Origin of the sequence: Pseudomonas guariconensis, from assembly GCF_024127895.1 — a bacterium.
GTDB lineage: Bacteria > Pseudomonadota > Gammaproteobacteria > Pseudomonadales > Pseudomonadaceae > Aquipseudomonas > Aquipseudomonas guariconensis_B.
This window is the reverse complement of sequence record NZ_JAMYBK010000020.1, coordinates 1-22751: the sequence shown is the minus strand read 5'-3', so window position 1 is coordinate 22751 and position 22751 is coordinate 1. Positions and strand designations below refer to the sequence as shown.

Here is a 22751-nt window from a genome sequence, read left to right as displayed (position 1 = left end):
CCCCTTCCTTACTCAGCACTGCTGCTGAAATCGAGATCTTGGCCTGGCTGAAGGGAGACGATCGCCTTCTTCCAGTCATTACGCTTGCCCAGACCACGTACAGTGCGCTTGGTCTTGCCCAGAACGTTGACGGTGGTCACGTTCTCGACCTTGACGCCGAACAGGCCTTCGACAGCTTTCTTGATTTCCAGCTTGGTTGCGTCGGTAGCAACCTTGAATACGAACTGGCCTTTTTTCTCAGCCAGAACGGTAGCCTTCTCGGAAACGTGCGGGCCAAGGAGGACTTTAAATACGCGTTCCTGGTTCATCCCAGCAGCTCCTCGAATTTCTTCACGGCCGAGACAGTGATCAACACTTTCTCGTATGCGATCAGACTGACCGGGTCGGAACCCTGGACGTCACGTACGTCGACGTGCGGCAGGTTACGAGCAGCCAGGTACAGGTTCTGATCAACGGCGTCGGAAACGATCAGTACGTCGTTCAGACCCATGCCGTTCAGCTTGTTCAGCAGGTCCTTGGTCTTCGGCGCTTCGACAGCGAAGTCCTGGACAACGACCAGACGCTCGCTACGTACCAGCTCGGAGAGGATGGAGCGCAGGGCTGCGCGGTACATCTTCTTGTTGAGCTTCTGCGAGTGGTCCTGAGGACGAGCTGCGAAGGTGACACCACCGCCGCGCCAGATCGGGCCACGGGTGGTACCGGCACGAGCGCGGCCGGTGCCTTTCTGACGCCACGGGCGCTTGCCGCCACCGGTCACGTCGGAACGGGTCTTCTGCTGCTTGGTGCCCTGACGGCCGCCGGCCATGTAGGCCACGACTGCTTGGTGTACCAGCGTCTCGTTGAATTCGCCACCGAAAGTCAGTTCGGAAACTTCGATCGCCTGAGCGTCATTTACATTAAGTTGCATGTCAGTTTCCCCTTAACCGCGAGCCTTGACAGCCGGACGCACGACCACGTCGCCGCCAGTAGCGCCTGGAACGGCACCCTTGATCAGCAGCAGGTTGCGCTCAGCGTCTACGCGTACCACTTCCAGGGACTGAACAGTCACGCGCTCGGCGCCCATGTGACCGGACATTTTCTTGCCCTTGAATACACGACCAGGAGTCTGGCACTGGCCGATGGAGCCTGGGACGCGGTGCGATACGGAGTTACCGTGGGTGTTGTCCTGGCCGCGGAAGTTCCAGCGCTTGATGGTACCGGCGAAGCCTTTACCCTTGGACTGACCCGTAACGTCTACCAGCTGGCCTGCAGTGAAGAGTTCAGCTTTGATCAAGTCGCCAGCCTGGAACTCGCCTTCTTCAAGACGGAACTCCCAGACACCGCGACCAGCGGCAACGTTCGCTTTGGCGAAGTGACCAGCCTGAGCGGCAGTCACGCGCGAAGCACGACGCTCGCCGACAGTGACTTGCACTGCACGGTAGCCATCGGTTTCTTCAGTTTTGAACTGGGTGACGCGATTCGGCTCGATCTCGATGACCGTGACCGGAATGGAGACACCTTCTTCGGTGAAAATGCGGGTCATGCCGCACTTACGACCGACTACACCAATAGTCATGTTGTAAACCTCATGAGTGTACGGGGCTTTCACCCGCTATGGCCGCCCATTTCAGAGCGTTACACGACCAGACCGAAGTCTTAGCCGAGGCTGATCTGTACTTCCACGCCGGCCGCTAGATCGAGCTTCATCAGCGCGTCAACGGTTTTATCCGTCGGCTGGACAATGTCCAGAACACGCTTGTGAGTACGGATCTCGTACTGGTCACGCGCGTCTTTGTTGACGTGCGGGGAGACCAGAACGGTGAACCGCTCTTTGCGGGTAGGCAGTGGAATAGGACCACGCACTTGTGCACCAGTACGTTTCGCGGTTTCCACGATTTCCTGGGTGGATTGGTCGATCAGGCGATGGTCGAATGCCTTCAACCTGATGCGGATTTGCTGATTTTGCATTGGATTTCAGACTCCAGGCTGTTCCCACCGGGCGCACTACGCCCGTTAAAAGGAGGCGTGATTCTATAGACGCCCCTATATAGTGTCAACCCAATAAAAAAAGCCCCCGCTGAGCGGGGGCTTTTTCAACCGATCGAGTGATTACTCGATGATTTTGGCTACGACGCCGGCGCCGACGGTACGACCGCCTTCACGGATGGCGAAACGCAGACCTTCTTCCATCGCGATGGTCTTGATCAGGGTGACTTCCATCTGGATGTTGTCACCTGGCATTACCATCTCGACGCCTTCCGGCAGTTCGCAGGAACCGGTCACGTCAGTGGTACGGAAGTAGAACTGAGGACGGTAGCCTTTGAAGAACGGAGTGTGACGACCGCCTTCTTCCTTCGACAGGACGTAGACTTCTGCGGTGAACTTGGTGTGCGGCTTGACCGAACCCGGCTTGGCCAGAACCTGACCACGCTCGACTTCGTCACGCTTGGTGCCACGCAGCAGAACGCCGCAGTTCTCGCCAGCACGGCCTTCGTCCAGCAGCTTGCGGAACATTTCAACGCCGGTGCAGGTAGTCTTGGTGGTCGGACGCAGGCCGACGATCTCGACTTCTTCCTGGATGCGGACGATGCCACGCTCAACACGGCCAGTTACAACGGTACCGCGACCCGAGATCGAGAACACGTCTTCGATCGGCATCAGGAACGGCAGGTCGATGGCACGAACCGGCTCAGGAATGTAGCTGTCCAGGGTTTCGACCAGCTTCTTGACGGCGGTGGTACCCATTTCGTTGGTATCTTCGCCGTTCAGCGCCATCAGGGCCGAACCGATGATGATCGGGGTGTCGTCGCCCGGGAAGTCGTAGGTGGACAGCAGGTCGCGAACTTCCATCTCGACCAGTTCCAGCAGCTCGGCGTCGTCAACCATGTCAGCCTTGTTCAGGAAGACAACGATGTACGGAACGCCAACCTGACGGGACAGCAGGATGTGCTCACGAGTCTGAGGCATCGGACCATCGGCAGCCGAGCAGACCAGGATAGCGCCGTCCATCTGGGCAGCACCGGTGATCATGTTCTTGACGTAGTCGGCGTGGCCCGGGCAGTCAACGTGCGCGTAGTGACGAATGTTGGAGTCGTACTCTACGTGAGCGGTGTTGATGGTGATACCACGTGCTTTCTCTTCCGGAGCGGAGTCGATCTTGTCGAAGTCGACCTTGGCCGAACCGAAGACTTCGGAGCAGACGCGAGTCAGAGCTGCGGTCAGAGTGGTTTTACCGTGGTCAACGTGACCGATGGTGCCAACGTTGACGTGCGGTTTGTTACGTTCAAATTTTTCTTTAGCCACGACAGTGAACCTCTTGCCTAAAGGGCTGGATTAGCCTTGTTTTTTAACGAGCGCTTCGACGATGTTCGACGGAGCTTCGGCGTATTTGGAGAATTCCATGGAGTAGCTCGCGCGACCCTGAGACATGGAACGAACGTCGGTTGCATAACCGAACATCTCTCCGAGCGGAACTTCAGCACGGATAACCTTGCCGGAGACCGAGTCTTCCATACCCTGGATCAGACCACGACGACGGTTCAGGTCACCCATCACGTCACCCATGTAGTCTTCAGGGGTCACCACTTCCACCTTCATGATCGGCTCAAGCACCTTACCACCGCCCTTCTGGGCCAGTTGCTTGGTCGCCATGGAGGCAGCGATCTTGAACGCCATCTCGTTGGAGTCGACGTCGTGGTAGGAACCGTCAAACACGGTAGCCTTCAGACCGATCAGCGGATAGCCGGCGACAACGCCGTTCTTCATCTGCTCTTCGATACCCTTCTGGATCGCTGGGATGTATTCCTTCGGAACCACACCACCCACGACTTCGTTGGTGAAGACCAGACCTTCGGTGATGTTGCCCTTTTCGTCGGCATCAGGCTGCGAGAAGCGAACCCAGCAGTGACCGAACTGACCGCGACCACCGGACTGACGAACGAACTTGCCTTCGATCTCGACGTTGTCCTTGGTGATGGTTTCACGGTAGGAAACCTGCGGCTTGCCGATGTTGGCCTCAACGTTGAACTCGCGCTTCATGCGGTCGACGATGATGTCCAGGTGCAGCTCACCCATACCGGAGATGATGGTCTGACCGGTTTCCTCGTCAGTCTTGACGCGGAACGACGGGTCTTCCTGAGCCAGCTTGCTCAGGGCGATACCCATCTTCTCCTGGTCAGCCTTGGTCTTCGGCTCAACGGCTACCGAGATGACCGGCTCCGGGAAGTCCATGCGCTCGAGGATGATTGGCTTGTCGGCGTCGCACAGGGTTTCACCGGTGGTGACGTCCTTCATGCCGATCAGGGCCGCGATGTCGCCAGCGCGCACTTCCTTGATCTCTTCACGCTGGTTGGCGTGCATCTGCACCATACGACCAACGCGCTCTTTCTTGCCCTTGACCGAGTTGATGACGGAGTCACCGGAGTTCAGGACGCCCGAGTAGACGCGAACGAAGGTCAGGGTACCGACGAACGGGTCGGTAGCAATCTTGAACGCCAGAGCCGAGAACGGCTCGTTGTCGTCGGCACGACGCTCGTCTTTCGGAGCGTTCTCGTCTTCGATGTGGTCCGGGTGGATACCCTGGATTGCAGGGATCTCGGTCGGAGCAGGCAGGAAGTCGATGACGGCGTCGAGAACCAGGGGAACACCCTTGTTCTTGAACGAGGAGCCGCAGACGGCAGGAACGATCTCGCTTGCCAGGGTACGGGCGCGCAGACCAGCCTTGATGTCTTCGACGGACAGGTCACCTTCTTCAAGGTACTTGTTCATCAGCTCTTCGTTGGCCTCGGCAGCGGACTCGACCATGTTGGCACGCCACTCTTCAGCCAGCTCCAGCATATCGGCAGGAATTTCTTCCTCGCGATAGGTGGTGCCCTTGTCGTCATCGTTCCAGTAGATGGCTTTCATCTTGATCAGGTCGACCTGACCCTGGAAGTTGTCCTCGGCACCGATAGCCAGCTGGATCGGGACCGGGGTGTGACCCAGGCGGTTCTTGATCTGACCGACAACGCGCAGGAAGTTGGCGCCGGCGCGGTCCATCTTGTTCACGTAGACAACACGTGGAACGCCGTACTTGTTGGCCTGACGCCATACGGTTTCGGACTGCGGCTCAACGCCGGAGGTACCGCAGAACACGACGACCGCGCCGTCGAGTACGCGCAGCGAACGCTCTACTTCGATGGTGAAGTCAACGTGGCCGGGGGTATCGATGACGTTTACGCGGTAGTTGTCGTACTGACCACGAGAACCTTTCCAGAAGGTGGTGACAGCAGCGGAGGTAATGGTGATACCGCGCTCCTGCTCCTGAACCATCCAGTCAGTGGTCGCGGCGCCGTCATGCACCTCGCCCATCTTGTGGCTCAGGCCTGTGTAGAACAGGATCCGCTCGGTAGTGGTAGTCTTGCCCGCGTCAACGTGGGCACAGATACCGATGTTACGGTAGCGGTTAATTGCTGTAGTACGAGCCATAAAGCCCTCGCAAAAAGATTGATGCCTGAATTAGAAGCGGTAGTGCGAGAAAGCCTTGTTGGCTTCGGCCATACGGTGTACGTCTTCACGCTTCTTGACTGCAGCACCTTTGCCTTCAGCGGCATCCAGCAGCTCGCCAGCCAGGCGCAGCGCCATGGACTTCTCGCCGCGCTTGCGGGCGTAATCTACCAGCCAGCGCATTGCCAGCGCGTTACGACGGGATGGGCGAACTTCGACCGGAACCTGGTAAGTGGCACCGCCGACACGGCGGGACTTTACTTCGACCAGCGGAGCGATGGCGTCGAGAGCTTTCTCGAAGATTTCCAGGGGATCGCTGTTCTTGCGTGCTTTGACGGTATCCAGGGCACCGTAAACGATGCGCTCGGCTACGGCCTTCTTGCCGCTTTCCATCACGTGGTTCATGAACTTGGCGAGGATCTGGCTTCCGTATTTCGGATCGTCCAGGATCTCACGCTTGGCTGCTACACGACGTCTTGGCATTGATAAGCCCTCAAACGGTCTTCAGGTTAGCTCGGGACTGACGGCGATGCCGCACCCGACCTTACTCTTATCGACTCAAATAGATAAAAAGGTGCAAGCGGCCTTACTTCGGACGCTTGGTACCGTACTTCGAACGGCCCTGCTTACGGTCTTTGACGCCGGAGGTATCCAGCGAACCGCGCACGGTGTGGTAACGAACACCTGGCAAGTCCTTTACACGACCGCCACGGATCAGAACAACGCTGTGCTCTTGCAGGTTGTGGCCTTCACCGCCGATGTACGAGGAAACCTCGAAACCGTTGGTCAGACGCACACGGCATACTTTACGCAGTGCCGAGTTAGGTTTTTTCGGCGTAGTGGTGTACACGCGAGTGCACACACCACGACGTTGCGGGCAGTTCTGCAGCGCAGGAACGTCGGATTTATCGACGATACGCTTACGCGGCTGACGTACCAGCTGGTTGATAGTTGCCATCTACTAGCTCCACTGATTGTCTTGCGACGCTATTGTCTTGCAAGAAAAGCCAAAAATTGGCGAGACAGAGCCTCACCAAATTTAAGGGTACAAAAGTCTAAAGAGGATCTTGCACCCAGTCAAGACGAGGCCCCGGCCCTCCCCGCCCGGTCATCGGCAACAATTCATGTCACCGATGACCACGAGGATGTGCCGGGGCCCTGCCCTGTACTCAGTTGCCGCTGGAGTTCAGCGCTTCGGTCAGTGCGGCTTCCACCTCACTGGCACTCACGCGCAGCGGCTTGTCGGCATCACGGCGACGCTTGCGCTCGCTGTGATAGGCCAGGCCGGTACCGGCCGGGATCAGACGACCCACGACCACGTTCTCCTTCAGGCCGCGCAGGTAGTCGCGCTTGCCGGTTACCGCCGCTTCGGTCAGCACGCGGGTGGTTTCCTGGAAGGACGCCGCGGAGATGAACGACTCGGTCGACAACGAGGCCTTGGTGATACCCAGCAGGACGCGACCGAACTTGGCCGGGAACTTGTCCTCGGTAGCCAGGCGCTCGTTCTCCACCAGCACCTGGGTCAGCTCGACCTGGTCGCCCTTGATGAAGCTCGAGTCGCCGGCCTCGGTGACTTCGACCTTACGCAGCATCTGACGCAGGATGGTCTCGATGTGCTTGTCGTTGATCTTCACGCCTTGCAGGCGGTAGACGTCCTGGATCTCGTTGACGATGTACTTGGCCAGCGCGCTCACACCCAGCAGGCGCAGGATGTCGTGCGGATCGCTCGGACCGTCGGAGATGACTTCGCCGCGGTTGACCTGTTCGCCTTCGAAGACGTTCAGGTGGCGCCACTTCGGAATCAGCTCCTCGTACGGATCGCTGCCATCGTTCGGGGTGATGACCAGACGACGCTTGCCCTTGGTCTCCTTGCCGAACGCGATGGTGCCGCTGACCTCCGCCAGGATCGAAGCCTCCTTCGGACGGCGCGCTTCGAACAGGTCGGCAACGCGTGGCAGACCACCGGTGATGTCGCGGGTCTTCGAGGTTTCCTGCGGGATACGCGCGATGACGTCGCCGACACCGATCTGCGCACCGTCAGCCACGCCCACCAGCGCGTTGGCCGGCAGGAAGTACTGGGCAGGCACGTCGGTGCCTGGCAGGTACAGGTCCTTGCCATTGGCGTCGACCATCTTGATCGCAGGACGGATTTCCTTGCCTGCGGCCGGACGATCCTTGACGTCCATCACCTCGATGTTGGTCAGGCCGGTCAGTTCGTCGGTCTGACGCTTGATGGTGATGCCTTCCTCCATGCCCACGAAGGTCACGGTACCTTTCAGCTCGGTGACGATCGGGTGGGTGTGCGGGTCCCACTTGGCGACGATGGCGCCAGCTTCGACCTTCTCGCCTTCCTTGACCGAAATCACCGCACCGTATGGCAGCTTGTAGCGCTCGCGCTCGCGGCCGAATTCGTCGGCAATGGCCAGCTCGCCGGAACGCGATACGGCAACCAGGTTGCCATCGGCGCGCTCGACCTGCTTGAGGTTGTGCAGACGGACCATACCGCCGTTCTTCACCTGGACGCTGTCAGCGGCCGAGGTACGGCTCGCGGCACCACCGATGTGGAAGGTACGCATGGTCAGCTGGGTACCCGGCTCACCGATCGACTGGGCGGCGATGACGCCGACAGCCTCACCGATGTTCACCTGGTGACCGCGAGCCAGGTCGCGACCGTAGCACTTGGCGCAGATGCCGTAGCGGGTTTCGCAGCTGATCGGCGAACGCACGACCACTTCGTCGATGCTGTTCAGCTCGATGAACTCGACCCACTTCTCGTCGACCAGGGTACCGGCCGGAACGATGACATCGTCGGTGCCAGGCTTGAACACGTCGCGGGCAACCACACGGCCCAGTACGCGCTCGCCCAGCGGCTCGACCACGTCGCCGCCTTCGATGTGCGGGGTCATGACCAGGCCTTGGTCGGTGCCGCAGTCGATCTCGGTCACCACCAGGTCCTGGGCCACGTCGACCAGACGACGGGTCAGGTAACCGGAGTTCGCGGTCTTCAGCGCGGTATCCGCCAGCCCCTTACGAGCACCGTGGGTCGAGATGAAGTACTGCAGAACGCTCAGGCCTTCACGGAAGTTCGCGGTGATCGGGGTCTCGATGATCGAGCCGTCCGGCTTGGCCATCAGGCCACGCATACCGGCCAGCTGACGGATCTGGGCCGCGGAACCCCGCGCACCGGAGTCCGCCATCATGTACATGGAGTTGAAGGACTCCTGCTCGACTTCCTTGCCCTCGCGGTCGATGACCTTCTCTTTCGAGAGGTTGGCCATCATCGCCTTGGACACTTCGTCGTTGGCCTTGGACCACAGGTCGATCACCTTGTTGTACTTCTCGCCCTGGGTTACCAGGCCGGAAGCGTACTGGCTCTCGATCTCCTTCACTTCCTCGGTGGCGGTACCGATGATGCGCGCCTTCTCATCCGGGATGACGAAGTCGTTCACACCGATGGACACGCCGGAAATGGTCGAGTAGGCAAAACCGGTGTACATCAGTTGGTCAGCGAAGATGACGGTTTCCTTCAGACCCACCACGCGATAGCACTGGTTGATCAGCTTGGAGATCGCCTTCTTCTTCATCGGCTGGTTGACCACGTCGAACGGCAGGCCCGCCGGGACAACCTGGAACAGCAGCGCACGGCCGACAGTGGTGTCGACGATGCGGGTGTTATGGACAACACTGCCATCACGCTCTTTCACGGTCTCGTTGATACGGACCTTGATCTTGGCGTGCAGGGCGGCCTCGCCGGCGCGGAATACGCGGTCGACTTCCTGCAGGTCGGCGAACACACGGCCTTCGCCTTTTGCATTCACGGCTTCACGGGTCATGTAGTACAGACCCAGGACCACGTCCTGGGACGGCACGATGATCGGCTCACCGTTGGCAGGCGACAGGATGTTGTTGGTCGACATCATCAGCGCACGCGCTTCGAGCTGGGCTTCCAGGGTCAGCGGCACGTGAACGGCCATCTGGTCACCGTCGAAGTCGGCGTTGTACGCGGCACAGACCAGCGGGTGCAGCTGGATCGCCTTGCCTTCGATGAGCACCGGCTCGAACGCCTGGATACCCAGACGGTGCAGGGTCGGTGCACGGTTGAGCAGGACGGGGTGTTCGCGGATCACCTCGGCGAGAACGTCCCAGACCTCCGGCAGCTCGCGCTCGACCATCTTCTTGGCGGCCTTGATGGTGGTCGCCAGGCCACGCATTTCCAGCTTGCCGAAAATGAACGGCTTGAACAGCTCCAGAGCCATCTTCTTCGGCAGGCCGCACTGATGCAGGCGCAGGGTCGGGCCTACGGTAATTACCGAACGGCCGGAGTAGTCCACACGCTTACCGAGCAGGTTCTGACGGAAACGACCCTGCTTACCTTTGATCATGTCGGCCAGGGACTTCAGCGGACGCTTGTTCGAGCCGGTGATGGCGCGACCGCGACGGCCGTTGTCCAGCAGGGCGTCGACCGCTTCCTGCAGCATGCGCTTTTCGTTGCGCACGATGATGTCCGGCGCCGACAGGTCGAGCAGGCGCTTCAGACGGTTGTTACGGTTGATCACCCGACGATACAGGTCGTTCAGGTCGGAGGTCGCGAAACGACCGCCATCCAGCGGCACCAGCGGGCGCAGGTCCGGCGGCAGCACCGGCAGGACGGTCAGGACCATCCACTCGGGCAGGTTGCCCGAACCCTGGAACGCTTCCATCAGCTTCAGGCGCTTGGACAGCTTCTTGATCTTGGTTTCCGAGTTGGTCTGCGGAATCTCTTCGCGCAGGCGGCCGATCTCGTGCTCCAGGTCGATGGCGTGCAGCAGCTCGCGGACAGCCTCGGCACCCATGCGGGCGTCGAAGTCGTCACCGAACTCTTCCAGCGCTTCGAAGTACTGCTCGTCGTTCAGCAGCTGGCCCTTCTCCAGGGTGGTCATGCCCGGATCGATCACGACGTAGCTCTCGAAGTAGAGCACGCGTTCGATGTCACGCAGGGTCATGTCCATCAGCAGGCCGATACGGGACGGCAGCGACTTCAGGAACCAGATGTGGGCAACCGGCGAGGCCAGCTCGATGTGCGCCATGCGCTCACGACGAACCTTGGCCAGGGCGACTTCGACGCCGCACTTCTCGCAGATCACGCCGCGGTGCTTGAGGCGCTTGTACTTGCCGCACAGGCACTCGTAGTCCTTGACTGGGCCAAAGATCTTGGCGCAGAACAGGCCGTCGCGCTCAGGTTTGAACGTACGGTAGTTGATGGTTTCCGGCTTCTTAACTTCACCGAACGACCACGAACGGATCATCTCAGGCGACGCCAGACCGATGCGGATAGCGTCGAACTCTTCGACTTGACCCTGGTTTTTCAGCAAATTCAGTAGGTCTTTCAAGGCCTTTCCTCCTGGCGGAGCAGGGAGCGGGCTCTAGCAGCCCCGCCCCCCTTCGCGTCACGTGTTATTCGGTTTCCAGATCGATATCGATACCGAGCGAACGGATCTCTTTGATCAACACGTTGAAGGACTCGGGCATGCCCGGCTCCATACGGTGATCGCCATCCACGATGTTCTTGTACATCTTGGTACGGCCGTTCACGTCGTCCGACTTCACTGTGAGCATTTCTTGCAGGGTGTATGCCGCGCCATATGCTTCCAGCGCCCACACTTCCATCTCCCCGAAACGCTGACCACCGAACTGCGCCTTACCACCCAGCGGTTGCTGGGTAACCAGGCTGTAGGAACCAGTGGAACGCGCGTGCATCTTGTCGTCCACCAAGTGGTTCAGCTTGAGCATGTACATGTAACCCACGGTCACAGGACGCTCGAACTTGTTGCCGGTGCGACCGTCGAACAGCTCCATCTGGCCGCTCTCAGGCATGTCGGCCAGCTTCAGCATGGCCTTGATCTCGCGCTCCTTGGCACCATCGAAGACCGGGGTAGCCATCGGCACGCCCTTCTTCAGGTTGTTCGCCAGTTCCAGGATCTCCTGGTCGCTGAACTCGTCCAGGTTTTCCTGGCGGCCACCGATCTCGTTGTAGATCTCGGTCAGGAAGCCACGCAGCTCCGCGGCCTTGCGCTGCTCTTCGAGCATGCGGTTGATCTTCTCGCCCAGGCCCTTGGCCGCGAGGCCCAGGTGGGTTTCGAGGATCTGACCGACGTTCATACGCGAAGGTACGCCCAGCGGGTTGAGGACCACGTCGACCGGAGTGCCATTGGCATCATGCGGCATGTCCTCGACCGGCATGATCACCGAGACCACACCCTTGTTACCGTGACGACCAGCCATCTTGTCACCCGGCTGGATGCGACGGCGGATAGCCAGGTAGACCTTGACGATCTTCAGGACGCCCGGTGCCAGGTCATCGCCCTGCTGCAGCTTGCGCTTCTTGTCCTCGAACTTGTCGTCCAGCAGACGACGACGGTCGACGATGTAGGCCTGGGCCTTCTCCAGCTGCTCGTTCAGGGCGTCTTCGGCCATGCGCAGCTTGAACCACTGGCCGTGCTCCAGGCCGTCCAGCACTTCGTCAGTGATCACGGTGCCCTTCTTCAGGCCCGCGCCACCGTCGACCACCTGGCCGTTCAGGGCTGCACGCAGACGCTCGAAGGTTGCGCCTTCGACGATGCGGAACTCTTCGTTGAGGTCCTTGCGGATCTCGTCCAACTGCATCTTCTCGATGGCCAGGGCGCGACTGTCACGCTCGACGCCATCGCGAGTGAAGACCTGGACGTCGATGACGGTACCCTTGGTGCCGGTCGGCACACGCAGGGAGGTGTCCTTCACGTCGCTGGCCTTCTCACCGAAGATCGCGCGCAGCAGTTTCTCTTCCGGCGTCAGCTGGGTCTCGCCTTTTGGCGTGACCTTGCCGACCAGGATGTCGCCAGCGCCGACTTCGGCACCCACGTAGACGATACCGGCTTCGTCCAGCTTGTTCAGCGCCGCTTCACCGACATTCGGGATATCCGCAGTGATTTCCTCTGGGCCGAGCTTGGTGTCGCGGGCCACACAGGTCAGTTCCTGGATGTGGATGGTGGTGAAGCGATCTTCCTGGACCACACGTTCCGACAGGCAGATGGAGTCCTCGAAGTTGAAGCCGTTCCACGCCATGAACGCGATGCGCATGTTCTGGCCCAGGGCCAGCTCACCCATGTCGGTGGACGGACCGTCGGCCATGATGTCGCCGCGCTGGACCACATCACCCTTGCTGACCAGCGGACGCTGGTTGATGCAGGTGTTCTGGTTCGAACGGGTGTACTTGGTCAGGTTGTAGATGTCGACACCCGCTTCGCCGGTCTCGACCTCGTCATCGGCAACGCGCACGACGATACGGCTGGCGTCGACCGAGTCGATCACGCCACCACGGCGGGCCACGACGCAGACACCGGAGTCACGGGCGACGTTGCGCTCCATGCCGGTACCGACCAGCGGCTTGTCAGCACGCAGAGTCGGCACGGCCTGACGCTGCATGTTCGAACCCATCAGTGCACGGTTGGCGTCGTCGTGCTCGAGGAACGGGATCAGCGAGGCAGCGACGGAAACGACCTGCTTCGGCGAAACGTCCATCAGGGTGACGTCTTCCGGCGCCTTGACGGTGAATTCGTTCAGGTGACGGACGGCAACCAGTTCGTCGATCAGTTGCTTCTGCTCGTTCATCGCGGCCGAAGCCTGGGCAATGACGTGGTCAGCCTCTTCGATCGCCGACAGGAACACGATCTCGTCGGTGACGACGCCTTCCTTCACCACGCGGTACGGGCTTTCCAGGAAGCCGTACTGGTTGGTGCGGGCATAGGCCGCCAGGGAGTTGATCAGACCGATGTTCGGACCTTCAGGCGTTTCGATCGGGCACACGCGGCCGTAGTGGGTCGGGTGTACGTCACGGACTTCGAAGCCAGCGCGCTCACGGGTCAGACCACCTGGGCCGAGCGCGGAGACGCGGCGCTTGTGGGTGATCTCGGAAAGCGGGTTGTTCTGGTCCATGAACTGGGACAGCTGGCTGGAACCGAAGAACTCTTTCACCGCCGCCGCAACCGGCTTGGCGTTGATCAGGTCCTGTGGCATCAGGCCTTCGCTTTCGGCCATCGACAGGCGTTCCTTGACCGCGCGCTCGACGCGCACCAGGCCAACACGGAACTGGTTCTCGGCCATTTCGCCGACGCAACGGACGCGACGGTTGCCCAGGTGGTCGATGTCATCGACGATACCCTTGCCGTTACGGATGTCGACCAGGGTCTTGAGCACGTCGACGATGTCTTCCCGGCTCAGCACGCCAGAACCTTCGATCTCGGTGCGACCGATACGACGGTTGAACTTCATGCGGCCAACGGCGGACAGGTCGTAACGCTCGGCGCTGAAGAACAGGTTGTTGAACAGGGTCTCGGCGGCATCCTTGGTTGGCGGCTCGCCCGGACGCATCATGCGGTAGATCTCGACCAGGGCTTCCAGTTGGTTGCTGGTGGTGTCGATCTTCAGGGTATCCGAAATGAACGGACCGCAATCGATGTCGTTGGTGTACAGGGTTTCGATGCGGACGACCTGAGCCTTGGCGATCTTGATCATCAGCTCGGTGGTCATCTCGGTGTTGCACTCGGCCAGGATCTCGCCGGTGGCCGGATGCACGATGGCCTTGGCGGTGGTGCGGCCCAGTACGTATTCCAGCGGGACGTCCAGCTCCTTGACGCCAGCTTTCTCCAACTGGTTGATGTGGCGCGCGGTGATACGGCGGCCTTGCTCGACGATGATCTTGCCGTTGCCGTCATGGATGTCCATGACCGCGACTTCGCCACGCAGACGCTGCGGCACCAGCTCCAGGCTCAACTTCTCACCGGAAACGTGGAACACGTTGGTGGTGTAGAAGGTGTTCAGGATTTCTTCGGTGCTGTAGCCCAGGGCGCGCAGCAGTACCGAGGCCGGCAGCTTGCGGCGACGGTCGATACGCACGAACACGCAGTCCTTCGGATCGAACTCGAAGTCCAGCCAGGAACCGCGGTAAGGAATGATGCGAGCGGAGTACAGCAGCTTGCCGGAGCTGTGGGTCTTGCCACGGTCGTGGTCGAAGAACACACCAGGCGAACGGTGCAGCTGGGAAACGATCACACGCTCGGTACCGTTGATAACGAAGGTACCGTTCTCAGTCATCAGGGGGATTTCACCCATGTAGACTTCTTGCTCTTTGATGTCCTTGATCGCTTTGTTCGACGACTCCTTGTCGAAGATGATCAGGCGCACCTTCACCCGCAGCGGGACGGCGAACGTCACGCCACGAAGGACACATTCCTTCACATCGAAGGCCGGCTCGCCCAGGCGATAGCCGACGTACTCCAGGGCAGCATTGCCGGAGTAGCTGATGATCGGGAATACCGATTTGAAGGCCGCGTGCAGGCCGACGTCGCGGAACTGATCCTTGGATGCTCCCGCCTGCAGGAATTCGCGGTACGAATCCAGCTGGATGGCCAGGAGGTAAGGCACATCCATGACGTCCGGCAACTTGCTAAAGTCCTTGCGGATACGTTTTTTCTCAGTGTATGAGTAAGCCATCAGCGTTCCCCAGCTTGGTCACCTGCTTGTTTGGCTTCTCCCGGCGGGAGCAGCCAGAAAATCGTGCAAACCCCATGGTTTGCGCCACCCTCTTGGGTGTTTGCAGCTCGTTATCGGGGCCGATCTGATCGGCCACCAATAACGGAAAAAGGCCGGTGGCATAAGCCACCAGCCATCAGCCGTTTGCTCAACGCTCGGGCTGGGATCGCAAAGTCGCGATTACTTCAGCTCGACGCCAGCGCCAGCTTCTTCCAGCTTCTTCTTCGCGTCTTCAGCGGCTTCTTTCGAAACGCCTTCCAGCAGAACCTGCGGAGCGCCGTCGACTTTCTCTTTGGCTTCCTTCAGGCCCAGGCCGGTGATTTCACGAACGACCTTGATCACGTTGACTTTCTTCTCGCCAGCGGAAGCCAGGACAACGTTGAACTCGGTTTGCTCTTCAGCAGCAGCAGCGCCGCCAGCGGCAGGAGCAGCAGCAACGGCAGCAGCAGCGGTAACACCGAAGGTTTCTTCCATCGCCTTGATCAGCTCGACGATTTCCATAACGGATTTCTGGCCGATCGCTTCGATGATTTGCTCGTTAGTCAGAGACATGACTATGAATTCCTGTATTGGGGTGACAGCCTACGCAGCCATCAAATTAAACATGTGATTTCGAAAGTACTCACGCCGCCTTAGGCAGCAGCAGCTTCTTTCTGGTCGCGAATAGCTGCCAGGGTACGAGCCAGCTTGCTGGTAGCGCCTTGAATAACGCTCATCAGCTGCGCGATGGCCTCGTCGCGGGTCGGCAGGGTTGCCAGTACGTCGATCTCGTTTGCTGCGAGGAACTTGCCCTCGAACGCAGCTGCCTTGATCTCGAACTTGTCCTGACCCTTGGCGAACTCCTTGAACAGACGAGCGGCAGCGCCCGGGTGTTCGTTGGAGAAAGCGATCAGGGTCGGGCCTTTGAACGCGTCGTTCAGGACCGAGTAGTCGGTGCCTTCAACAGCGCGCTTGAGCAGGGTGTTACGTACGACACGTACGTAAACGCCAGCTTCGCGGGCCTCTTTACGGAGTCCGGTCATTGCGCCTACAGTCACACCACGGGCATCGGCCACGACAGCGGACAGAGCGACTTTGGCAGCCTCGTTGACTTCAGCGACGATGGCCTTCTTGTCTTCGAGTTTAATTGCCACGGGTTTACTCCTGGTTTTTACCGTTTCATCCGACCGAGGCCGGATGTCGTTTTGGTGTCTGATTCGGTAACGAATCGGGAGCACCATCTGCGTAGGCTTGAGGTTTAAGGCTTGCGCCGCCTACGGTCTTGGACAGCCCCCGCCAGGCAGGGACCCCAATCTCTTGCTGCCGGCGCGAACCTGTCGCGCCGGCATGGTGTTACACGTTCAGCGAGCTCTGATCGATGACCAGACCTGGGCCCATGGTGGTGCTCAGGGTGACGCGCTTGACGTAGATACCTTTCGCGGAAGCCGGCTTGATACGCTTCAGGTCGGCGATCAGGGCTTCAACGTTTTCCTTCAGCTTGACAGGTTCGAAGCCGACCTTGCCGACGGAGGTGTGGATGATACCGTTCTTGTCGGTACGGTAGCGAACCTGACCGGCCTTGGCGTTTTTGACGGCGCCGGCCACGTCTGGGGTCACGGTACCGACTTTCGGGTTCGGCATCAGGCCACGAGGACCCAGAACCTGGCCCAGTTGGCCGACAACGCGCATGGCATCCGGGGAAGCGATGACGACGTCGTAGTTCAGGTCGCCGCCTTTCATTTCGGCAGCCAGGTCGTCCATACCTACACGGTCAGCACCGGCAGCCAGAGCGGCTTCGGCAGCTGGACCCTGGGTGAAGACAGCAACGCGGACAGTCTTGCCAGTGCCATGCGGCAGCACGGTGGCGCTGCGAACGACCTGGTCGGACTTACGCGGGTCAACGCCGAGGTTGACAGCGACGTCGAAGGACTCGGTGAACTTCACGGCGGACAGTTCAGCCAGCAGGGCAGCGGCCTCTTCGATGTTGTAGCTCTTGCCAGCTTCGACTTTCGAAGCAATGGCCTTTTGGCGCTTGGTCAGCTTAGCCATTACACACCCTCCACGTTCAGGCCCATGCTGCGGGCGGAGCCGGCGATGGTGCGCACGGCAGCGTCCAGGTCAGCTGCAGTCAGATCAGCCTGCTTGGTCTTGGCGATCTCTTCGAGCTGGGCACGGGTCACGGTACCGACCTTGACAGTGTTCGGGCGAGCCGAACCGCTGGTCAGGCCAGCTGCTTTCTTCAGCAGAACCGAGGCAGGGGTGCTCTTGGTTTCGAAAGTGAAGCTACGGTCACTGTATACAGTGATGATCACCGGAGTCGGCAGGCCTGGCTCTTGACCCTGGGTACGGGCGTTGAAGGCCTTGCAGAATTCCATGATGTTCACACCGTGTTGACCCAGTGCAGGGCCAACGGGTGGGCTTGGGTTGGCCTGGCCGGCCTTAACTTGCAGCTTGATGTAAGCCTGAATCTTCTTAGCCATGAGCTACTCCAAAATCGGGTACGAACGCCAGATGGCTCCCCGGATGACTTGCGTTTTATCCCAGTGACGACAAAACCCCGCAGCACATGGAGCTGCGGGGTATGGGATGCGTCGTTCGCCTAGACCTTCTCGACCTGGCTGAACTCGAGCTCCACCGGAGTAGAGCGACCGAAAATGAGCACTGCCACCTGGAGCCGGCTCTTTTCGTAGTTAACTTCTTCGACACTGCCGTTGAAGTCAGCGAAGGGACCGTCAATGACGCGAACCACTTCACCCGGCTCGAACAGCGTCTTCGGCTTCGGCTTGTCGCTGCCGTCGGCTACGCGACGCAGGATGGCCTCGGCCTCTTTATCGGTGATCGGCGCAGGCTTGTCTGCGGTACCACCAATGAAACCCATGACACGAGGGGTATCCTTGACAAGGTGCCAAGTCCCTTCGTTCATTTCCATCTGGACCAATACATAGCCAGGGAAGAACTTACGCTCGCTCTTGCGCTTCTGGCCGTTACGCATTTCTACGACTTCTTCGGTCGGAACCAGAATCTCGCCGAATTCATCTTCCATGCCAGCCAGCTTGACGCGCTCGATCAGGGAGCGCATGACATGCTTCTCGTAACCCGAGTAAGCATGCACAACGTACCAACGCTTAGCCACGGGACACCCTTAGCCAACAATCAAGGAGACCAACCAGCCGAGCAGGGAGTCGAGCCCCCACAGCAGCAGCGCCATGACCAACACGACAACCACGACGATCAGCGTGGTTTGAGTGGTTTCCTGGCGGGTCGGCCACACGACTTTACGGATCTCGGTACGAGCTTCCTTCGCCAGCGCAAAGAACGACTTACCCTTTGCAGTCTGCAGGGCAACGAAGCCTGCGACAGCAGCTAGAGCGAGCAGTGCGAGAACGCGGTACAGAATCGGAGAAGCGGAGTAATATTGATTACCCACTACACCAACAACTACCAATGCAACAACAGCCAGCCACTTGAACAGATCAGAACGCGATTCTTGGGCTTCAGTCTTGGGAGTCATCGGGGAGGATCCTGTGAGAAGAAAGCCAATCACACCGAGGTGAATGGCAGGTCAGGAGGGAATCGAACCCCCAACCTACGGTTTTGGAGACCGTCGCTCTGCCAATTGAGCTACTGACCTTTAACGCTGTATCAGGCCGGCCATTATGCCGGCCTGATCGAGAGAAATCAACTACTTATTCAATAATTTTCGCTACGACGCCGGCGCCGACGGTACGACCGCCTTCACGGATGGCGAAACGCAGACCTTCTTCCATCGCGATGGTCTTGATCAGGGTGACTTCCATCTGGATGTTGTCACCTGGCATTACCATCTCGACGCCTTCCGGCAGTTCGCAGGAACCGGTCACGTCAGTGGTACGGAAGTAGAACTGAGGACGGTAGCCTTTGAAGAACGGAGTGTGACGACCGCCTTCTTCCTTCGACAGGACGTAGACTTCTGCGGTGAACTTGGTGTGCGGCTTGACCGAACCCGGCTTGGCCAGAACCTGACCACGCTCGACTTCGTCACGCTTGGTGCCACGCAGCAGAACGCCGCAGTTCTCGCCAGCACGGCCTTCGTCCAGCAGCTTGCGGAACATTTCAACGCCGGTGCAGGTAGTCTTGGTGGTCGGACGCAGGCCGACGATCTCGACTTCTTCCTGGATGCGGACGATGCCACGCTCAACACGGCCAGTTACAACGGTACCGCGACCCGAGATCGAGAACACGTCTTCGATCGGCATCAGGAACGGCAGGTCGATGGCACGAACCGGCTCAGGAATGTAGCTGTCCAGGGTTTCGACCAGCTTCTTGACGGCGGTGGTACCCATTTCGTTGGTATCTTCGCCGTTCAGCGCCATCAGGGCCGAACCGATGATGATCGGGGTGTCGTCGCCCGGGAAGTCGTAGGTGGACAGCAGGTCGCGAACTTCCATCTCGACCAGTTCCAGCAGCTCGGCGTCGTCAACCATGTCAGCCTTGTTCAGGAAGACAACGATGTACGGAACGCCAACCTGACGGGACAGCAGGATGTGCTCACGAGTCTGAGGCATCGGACCATCGGCAGCCGAGCAGACCAGGATAGCGCCGTCCATCTGGGCAGCACCGGTGATCATATTCTTGACGTAGTCGGCGTGGCCCGGGCAGTCAACGTGCGCGTAGTGACGAATGTTGGAGTCGTACTCTACGTGAGCGGTGTTGATGGTGATACCGCGAGCTTTCTCTTCCGGAGCGGAGTCGATCTTGTCGAAGTCGACCTTGGCCGAACCGAAGACTTCGGAGCAGACGCGGGTCAGAGCTGCAGTCAGGGTCGTCTTGCCATGGTCAACGTGACCGATGGTGCCGACGTTGACGTGCGGCTTGTTACGTTCGAACTTTTCCTTGGCCATCGAGGCAATCCTCCGCGGAAGAAATAAGCAAGTCACTATCGCCATTAAAACAAAGGCAGATATTTTCATATCTGCCTTGTCTATATGGAGCTCTTGAGCGGACTTGAACCGCTGACCTCACCCTTACCAAGGGTGTGCTCTACCAACTGAGCTACAAGAGCGAAACTCTTTCGAAAACAGCAAGCCTGGAGCGGGTAGCGGGAATCGAACCCGCATCATCAGCTTGGAAGGCTGAGGTTCTACCACTAAACTATACCCGCGGAGCTTACGGCTCTCGCTAAACTGGTGGAGGGGGAAGGATTCGAACCTTCGAAGTCGTAGACGTCAGATTTACAGTCTGATCCCTTTGGCCACTCGGGAACCCCTCCTAAGTGTGGGCGGCATTTTCAACTCTTGCCGTCCTGCTGTCAAGCTTTTTCTCATTTAAAATCTTGAGGTTAGCTACGTTGACAGCAGCTTCTGGTTCCATCACCTCAGTGGTGTTCCCTGCGAAGCGGGCGCCATTCTATCAAGCTATTCGCCAGTTGCAATACCCTCGCACAAAATAATTTTATGTTTTAAGTCTTTGAAATCCTTGGAAAGACTATCGAGCACGGCTTGGTCCAGCAAACGCTCGCTTTGCGCCGCGACCTTCAACCAGCGACCGTCCGCCCCTGGCAGTTGGCCAGACACAGGAACAGTCGCAATGTCCAGACTCAACAAGCGCTGACGCAACGCATCGATCTGCTCCTGGGCCGCCAGACCACCAATCACCAGGCATTCGTCGCGACGCCTGGCCGGCGACGCCACACCGGTTTCGCGAAGCAGGCGAATTTCCTGCTGGTTACCTTTGTACAACGACAACGGAGCGACTTCCTTGACCTTCAAGGGGGCTTCCTGCTGGTGCCAGATGTAATAGACAACGTTGAGCACCACCAACAGCAGAAACAACCAGCGCATAGACACCTCAATCCAAGGGGCAGGCCATTGCCAGACCGACGAAGACCAAGTCAGGAACCACGCGCGCCTGCGGAGCCGACTCACGCACCAGTGGCGCATCCCCCCCGGTCAGGAACACCGCGAAATCATCACCCCATAACGCATGCGCCTGCTCGATCTGCGTACGCGCAAAGCCCTGGAGCATGAGCACACAGCCGCGCTCGACCGCCTCGACGGTGGAGCGTCCAGGGGCAAGGCTGGCCAGCGCACGCTCCGCCGATGCGTCGTCATAGCGGATCCGTCGGGTGTGAGTGCGTAGCTGGCTGCGCATCAGCGGCATGCCCGGACAGATGTAGCCACCCAGGTGCAAGCCGTCGGCAGCCACGAAGTCAGCCTTTGCAGCCGTTCCCAGGTCGATGACCAGGCAGGCGCCCTTCGCGAGGTGATAGGCCCCCAGGGCGGCCAGCCAGCGGTCCATCCCCAGGCGCTCGTAGTCTTCGTACCCATTGCGCACGCCGGCCATCTCCCTCGCTGGTTGAGCGACCTGCGACTGGACGGCGAAGTTTCGCCCGAGCAGCGCACAGAGTGCGTCGGTTTCTTCCTCGCTGCGCACACTCACCATCCGGCATCCCACCAAGCGCAGGGAAGGCAGCGCCGACACCGCGACCAGGAGAGCCTGGTCGGAATCAACGATCCCTCCACCTACGATCGTCGCATCGCAAGCATGGATCACGCGCCACTTGATGAAGCTGTTACCGCAATCGAGCTCAAGAATCATCCCGCAACCTCAAACTGAGCTCACCACCGCTGAAGCTCTTTTCCACACCCTCGACATCAAGGCGCAAGCCGCCTTGCCCATCTACACCCAGCACGACGCCGTCGACCCGGTTATTCCCGGCGATCAGAGACACCTTACGACCTTGCCACAGGTTGGCCTGCTCCCATTCTTCCTGGAAGGCTGCAAAGCCATAGCGCCGATGACGCGCCAACTCATGCTGCAACTGCTGGTTGAGCAACGCGACAAGACGATTGCGATCGACCGCCATGCCAGTCTCACGCTTCATCGACGTCCATACCTGGTCGACCTGGTCGTTGGCCTGCATATTCACATTGATACCGATGCCCAGTACCACATGGCAGACGTCTGCCGGGTCTCCCACAAGTTCCAGGAGGATGCCGGCGATCTTGCACTCTCCGACCAACAGGTCGTTTGGCCACTTCAGGCCGACACCACCCACCCCGAACGCCTGCAGGGTGCGCATTACAGCAAGGCCCACCACCAGGCTCAGGCCCTCGAGCTGGCGCATGCCGCCTTCGACTCGCAACACCAGGCTGTAGTAGAGATTCTCGGCGAAAGGGCTCACCCACTGTCGACCACGTCGTCCACGACCGGCACTTTGCCGCTCGGCCAACACCACGAAGGGGGCTGGCTGGCCCTGCGCAATGCAACGCAGCGCCTCGGCGTTGGTCGAATCGATCGTCTCATGGATGAACAGCGGCCAATGCTCGCCCTCGGAATAGTTGGCGATCAGCTGCGACTCGAGCAGGGTCAAGGGCACGGCCAATTGATAGCCGCGCCCACGCACCTTATGAATGACAAGGTTCAATTCGCTTTCCAGGTGCTGCAGCTGCTTCCAGACAGCGCTGCGACTCACCCCCAAGGCTTCCCCCAAGGCCTGCCCGGAATGAAACCGGCCATCCTTGAGGAGATTCAACAACTTCAGCATGCCAGTCTCGACCAGGAATAAGGCTGGCATGATAGCCACGGCCTGAAGGCTTGCATAGGTAAAGGGTGTTAGCGGACGACCGCCTGGGGTTGTTGGCACCGGCCCCGTCGCCAATCCCCAGCCAGGTGCCAGAAAGACAAAACCCCTACCTGCTCGCGCAGATAGGGGTTTTGCGAAATGAATCTTGACGATGACCTACTCTCACATGGGGAAACCCCACACTACCATCGGCGATGCA

General features: G+C 59.4%; 20 protein-coding genes and 4 tRNA genes. All 24 read right to left on the bottom strand.

The window, feature by feature from the left end:
- Positions 1 to 8: 8 nt before the first annotated feature.
- The 24 genes from rplW to birA all read right to left on the bottom strand — a co-directional run bounded on the left by rplW (position 9) and on the right by birA (position 22513).
- Positions 9 to 308, bottom strand: coding sequence for a 50S ribosomal protein L23 (rplW, locus tag NJF35_RS18630; RefSeq protein WP_225788818.1), 300 nt, complete (start codon positions 306 to 308; stop codon positions 9 to 11).
- Positions 305 to 907, bottom strand: coding sequence for a 50S ribosomal protein L4 (gene rplD, locus NJF35_RS18625; protein ID WP_225788819.1), 603 nt, complete (start codon positions 905 to 907; stop codon positions 305 to 307). The genes rplW and rplD overlap by 4 nt, the downstream gene beginning before the upstream one ends.
- Before the next feature lie 12 nt (positions 908 to 919).
- Positions 920 to 1555 (bottom strand): 50S ribosomal protein L3, encoded by a 636-nt coding sequence (gene rplC / locus NJF35_RS18620; protein ID WP_225788820.1) that lies wholly within the window; start codon positions 1553 to 1555, stop codon positions 920 to 922.
- 80 nt (positions 1556 to 1635) lie between these two features.
- Positions 1636 to 1947 carry a 30S ribosomal protein S10 gene (gene rpsJ, locus NJF35_RS18615; protein ID WP_003186070.1) on the bottom strand — a complete coding sequence of 104 codons (312 nt, stop codon included), beginning with the start codon at positions 1945 to 1947 and terminating at the stop codon, positions 1636 to 1638.
- A 141-nt stretch (positions 1948 to 2088) separates the two neighbouring features.
- Positions 2089 to 3282 (bottom strand): elongation factor Tu, encoded by a 1194-nt coding sequence (gene tuf, locus NJF35_RS18610; RefSeq protein ID WP_253079911.1) that lies wholly within the window; start codon positions 3280 to 3282, stop codon positions 2089 to 2091.
- Between the two features lie 30 nt (positions 3283 to 3312).
- Positions 3313 to 5445, bottom strand: coding sequence for an elongation factor G (gene fusA, locus NJF35_RS18605; protein ID WP_225790921.1), 2133 nt, complete (start codon positions 5443 to 5445; stop codon positions 3313 to 3315).
- 30 nt (positions 5446 to 5475) lie between these two features.
- The gene (gene rpsG / locus NJF35_RS18600; protein ID WP_003246741.1) at positions 5476 to 5946 is read right to left on the bottom strand and encodes a 30S ribosomal protein S7; all 471 of its coding nucleotides are present in this window, start codon (positions 5944 to 5946) and stop codon (positions 5476 to 5478) included.
- 103 nt (positions 5947 to 6049) lie between these two features.
- Positions 6050 to 6421 carry a 30S ribosomal protein S12 gene (rpsL, locus tag NJF35_RS18595; RefSeq protein WP_058070022.1) on the bottom strand — a complete coding sequence of 124 codons (372 nt, stop codon included), beginning with the start codon at positions 6419 to 6421 and terminating at the stop codon, positions 6050 to 6052.
- A gap of 211 nt (positions 6422 to 6632) precedes the next feature.
- Entirely contained in the window at positions 6633 to 10832 is a 4200-nt protein-coding gene (rpoC, locus tag NJF35_RS18590; protein ID WP_225790920.1) for a DNA-directed RNA polymerase subunit beta', read from the bottom strand.
- Between the two features lie 64 nt (positions 10833 to 10896).
- Positions 10897 to 14970, bottom strand: a complete 4074-nt coding sequence (gene rpoB, locus NJF35_RS18585; protein WP_225790919.1) for a DNA-directed RNA polymerase subunit beta — start codon at positions 14968 to 14970, stop codon at positions 10897 to 10899.
- A 219-nt stretch (positions 14971 to 15189) separates the two neighbouring features.
- Complete coding sequence (rplL, locus tag NJF35_RS18580) at positions 15190 to 15561, bottom strand: 50S ribosomal protein L7/L12 (protein ID WP_225790918.1); 372 nt, start codon at positions 15559 to 15561, stop codon at positions 15190 to 15192.
- Positions 15562 to 15641: 80 nt separating this feature from the next.
- Positions 15642 to 16142 (bottom strand): 50S ribosomal protein L10, encoded by a 501-nt coding sequence (gene rplJ, locus NJF35_RS18575; RefSeq protein WP_225790917.1) that lies wholly within the window; start codon positions 16140 to 16142, stop codon positions 15642 to 15644.
- A 199-nt stretch (positions 16143 to 16341) separates the two neighbouring features.
- Entirely contained in the window at positions 16342 to 17037 is a 696-nt protein-coding gene (rplA, locus tag NJF35_RS18570) for a 50S ribosomal protein L1 (protein ID WP_225790916.1), read from the bottom strand.
- Positions 17037 to 17468: a 50S ribosomal protein L11 gene (gene rplK / locus NJF35_RS18565; RefSeq protein ID WP_070094635.1), complete on the bottom strand. Its 432-nt coding sequence runs from the start codon at positions 17466 to 17468 to the stop codon at positions 17037 to 17039. Before rplK ends, rplA begins: the two co-directional genes overlap by 1 nt.
- 119 nt (positions 17469 to 17587) lie before the next feature.
- Positions 17588 to 18121, bottom strand: a complete 534-nt coding sequence (gene nusG, locus NJF35_RS18560; protein WP_011531880.1) for a transcription termination/antitermination protein NusG — start codon at positions 18119 to 18121, stop codon at positions 17588 to 17590.
- Between the two features lie 9 nt (positions 18122 to 18130).
- Positions 18131 to 18499: a preprotein translocase subunit SecE gene (gene secE, locus NJF35_RS18555; protein ID WP_253091367.1), complete on the bottom strand. Its 369-nt coding sequence runs from the start codon at positions 18497 to 18499 to the stop codon at positions 18131 to 18133.
- Between the two features lie 44 nt (positions 18500 to 18543).
- A tRNA-Trp gene (locus tag NJF35_RS18550) sits at positions 18544 to 18619 on the bottom strand.
- A 55-nt stretch (positions 18620 to 18674) separates the two neighbouring features.
- Complete coding sequence (tuf, locus tag NJF35_RS18545) at positions 18675 to 19868, bottom strand: elongation factor Tu (protein ID WP_253079911.1); 1194 nt, start codon at positions 19866 to 19868, stop codon at positions 18675 to 18677.
- An 85-nt stretch (positions 19869 to 19953) separates the two neighbouring features.
- A tRNA-Thr gene (locus NJF35_RS18540) sits at positions 19954 to 20029 on the bottom strand.
- Positions 20030 to 20054: 25 nt separating this feature from the next.
- A tRNA-Gly gene (locus tag NJF35_RS18535) sits at positions 20055 to 20128 on the bottom strand.
- Between the two features lie 23 nt (positions 20129 to 20151).
- Positions 20152 to 20236, bottom strand: a tRNA-Tyr gene (locus NJF35_RS18530).
- Between the two features lie 145 nt (positions 20237 to 20381).
- Positions 20382 to 20807 carry a hypothetical protein gene (locus tag NJF35_RS18525; RefSeq protein ID WP_225790950.1) on the bottom strand — a complete coding sequence of 142 codons (426 nt, stop codon included), beginning with the start codon at positions 20805 to 20807 and terminating at the stop codon, positions 20382 to 20384.
- A 7-nt stretch (positions 20808 to 20814) separates the two neighbouring features.
- Complete coding sequence (locus NJF35_RS18520; RefSeq protein ID WP_225790951.1) at positions 20815 to 21564, bottom strand: pantothenate kinase; 750 nt, start codon at positions 21562 to 21564, stop codon at positions 20815 to 20817.
- The gene (gene birA, locus NJF35_RS18515) at positions 21554 to 22513 is read right to left on the bottom strand and encodes a bifunctional biotin--[acetyl-CoA-carboxylase] ligase/biotin operon repressor BirA (protein WP_225790952.1); all 960 of its coding nucleotides are present in this window, start codon (positions 22511 to 22513) and stop codon (positions 21554 to 21556) included. Before birA ends, NJF35_RS18520 begins: the two co-directional genes overlap by 11 nt.
- Positions 22514 to 22751 lie beyond the last annotated feature (238 nt).

What these genes read in the sequence shown, in the direction of transcription:
- rplW (WP_225788818.1), bottom strand. Translation starts at nt 308, where the DNA reads ATGAACCAGGAACGCGTATTTAAAGTCCTCCTTGGCCCGCACGTTTCC.
- rplD (WP_225788819.1), bottom strand. Translation starts at nt 907, where the DNA reads ATGCAACTTAATGTAAATGACGCTCAGGCGATCGAAGTTTCCGAACTG.
- rplC (WP_225788820.1), bottom strand. Translation starts at nt 1,555, where the DNA reads ATGACTATTGGTGTAGTCGGTCGTAAGTGCGGCATGACCCGCATTTTC.
- rpsJ (WP_003186070.1), bottom strand. Translation starts at nt 1,947, where the DNA reads ATGCAAAATCAGCAAATCCGCATCAGGTTGAAGGCATTCGACCATCGC.
- fusA (WP_225790921.1), bottom strand. Translation starts at nt 5,445, where the DNA reads ATGGCTCGTACTACAGCAATTAACCGCTACCGTAACATCGGTATCTGT.
- rpsG (WP_003246741.1), bottom strand. Translation starts at nt 5,946, where the DNA reads ATGCCAAGACGTCGTGTAGCAGCCAAGCGTGAGATCCTGGACGATCCG.
- rpsL (WP_058070022.1), bottom strand. Translation starts at nt 6,421, where the DNA reads ATGGCAACTATCAACCAGCTGGTACGTCAGCCGCGTAAGCGTATCGTC.
- rpoB (WP_225790919.1), bottom strand. Translation starts at nt 14,970, where the DNA reads ATGGCTTACTCATACACTGAGAAAAAACGTATCCGCAAGGACTTTAGC.
- rplL (WP_225790918.1), bottom strand. Translation starts at nt 15,561, where the DNA reads ATGTCTCTGACTAACGAGCAAATCATCGAAGCGATCGGCCAGAAATCC.
- rplA (WP_225790916.1), bottom strand. Translation starts at nt 17,037, where the DNA reads ATGGCTAAGCTGACCAAGCGCCAAAAGGCCATTGCTTCGAAAGTCGAA.
- rplK (WP_070094635.1), bottom strand. Translation starts at nt 17,468, where the DNA reads ATGGCTAAGAAGATTCAGGCTTACATCAAGCTGCAAGTTAAGGCCGGC.
- secE (WP_253091367.1), bottom strand. Translation starts at nt 18,499, where the DNA reads ATGACTCCCAAGACTGAAGCCCAAGAATCGCGTTCTGATCTGTTCAAG.
- tuf (WP_253079911.1), bottom strand. Translation starts at nt 19,868, where the DNA reads ATGGCCAAGGAAAAGTTCGAACGTAACAAGCCGCACGTCAACGTCGGC.
- NJF35_RS18525 (WP_225790950.1), bottom strand. Translation starts at nt 20,807, where the DNA reads ATGCGCTGGTTGTTTCTGCTGTTGGTGGTGCTCAACGTTGTCTATTAC.
- NJF35_RS18520 (WP_225790951.1), bottom strand. Translation starts at nt 21,564, where the DNA reads ATGATTCTTGAGCTCGATTGCGGTAACAGCTTCATCAAGTGGCGCGTG.
- birA (WP_225790952.1), bottom strand. Translation starts at nt 22,513, where the DNA reads ATGCTGAAGTTGTTGAATCTCCTCAAGGATGGCCGGTTTCATTCCGGG.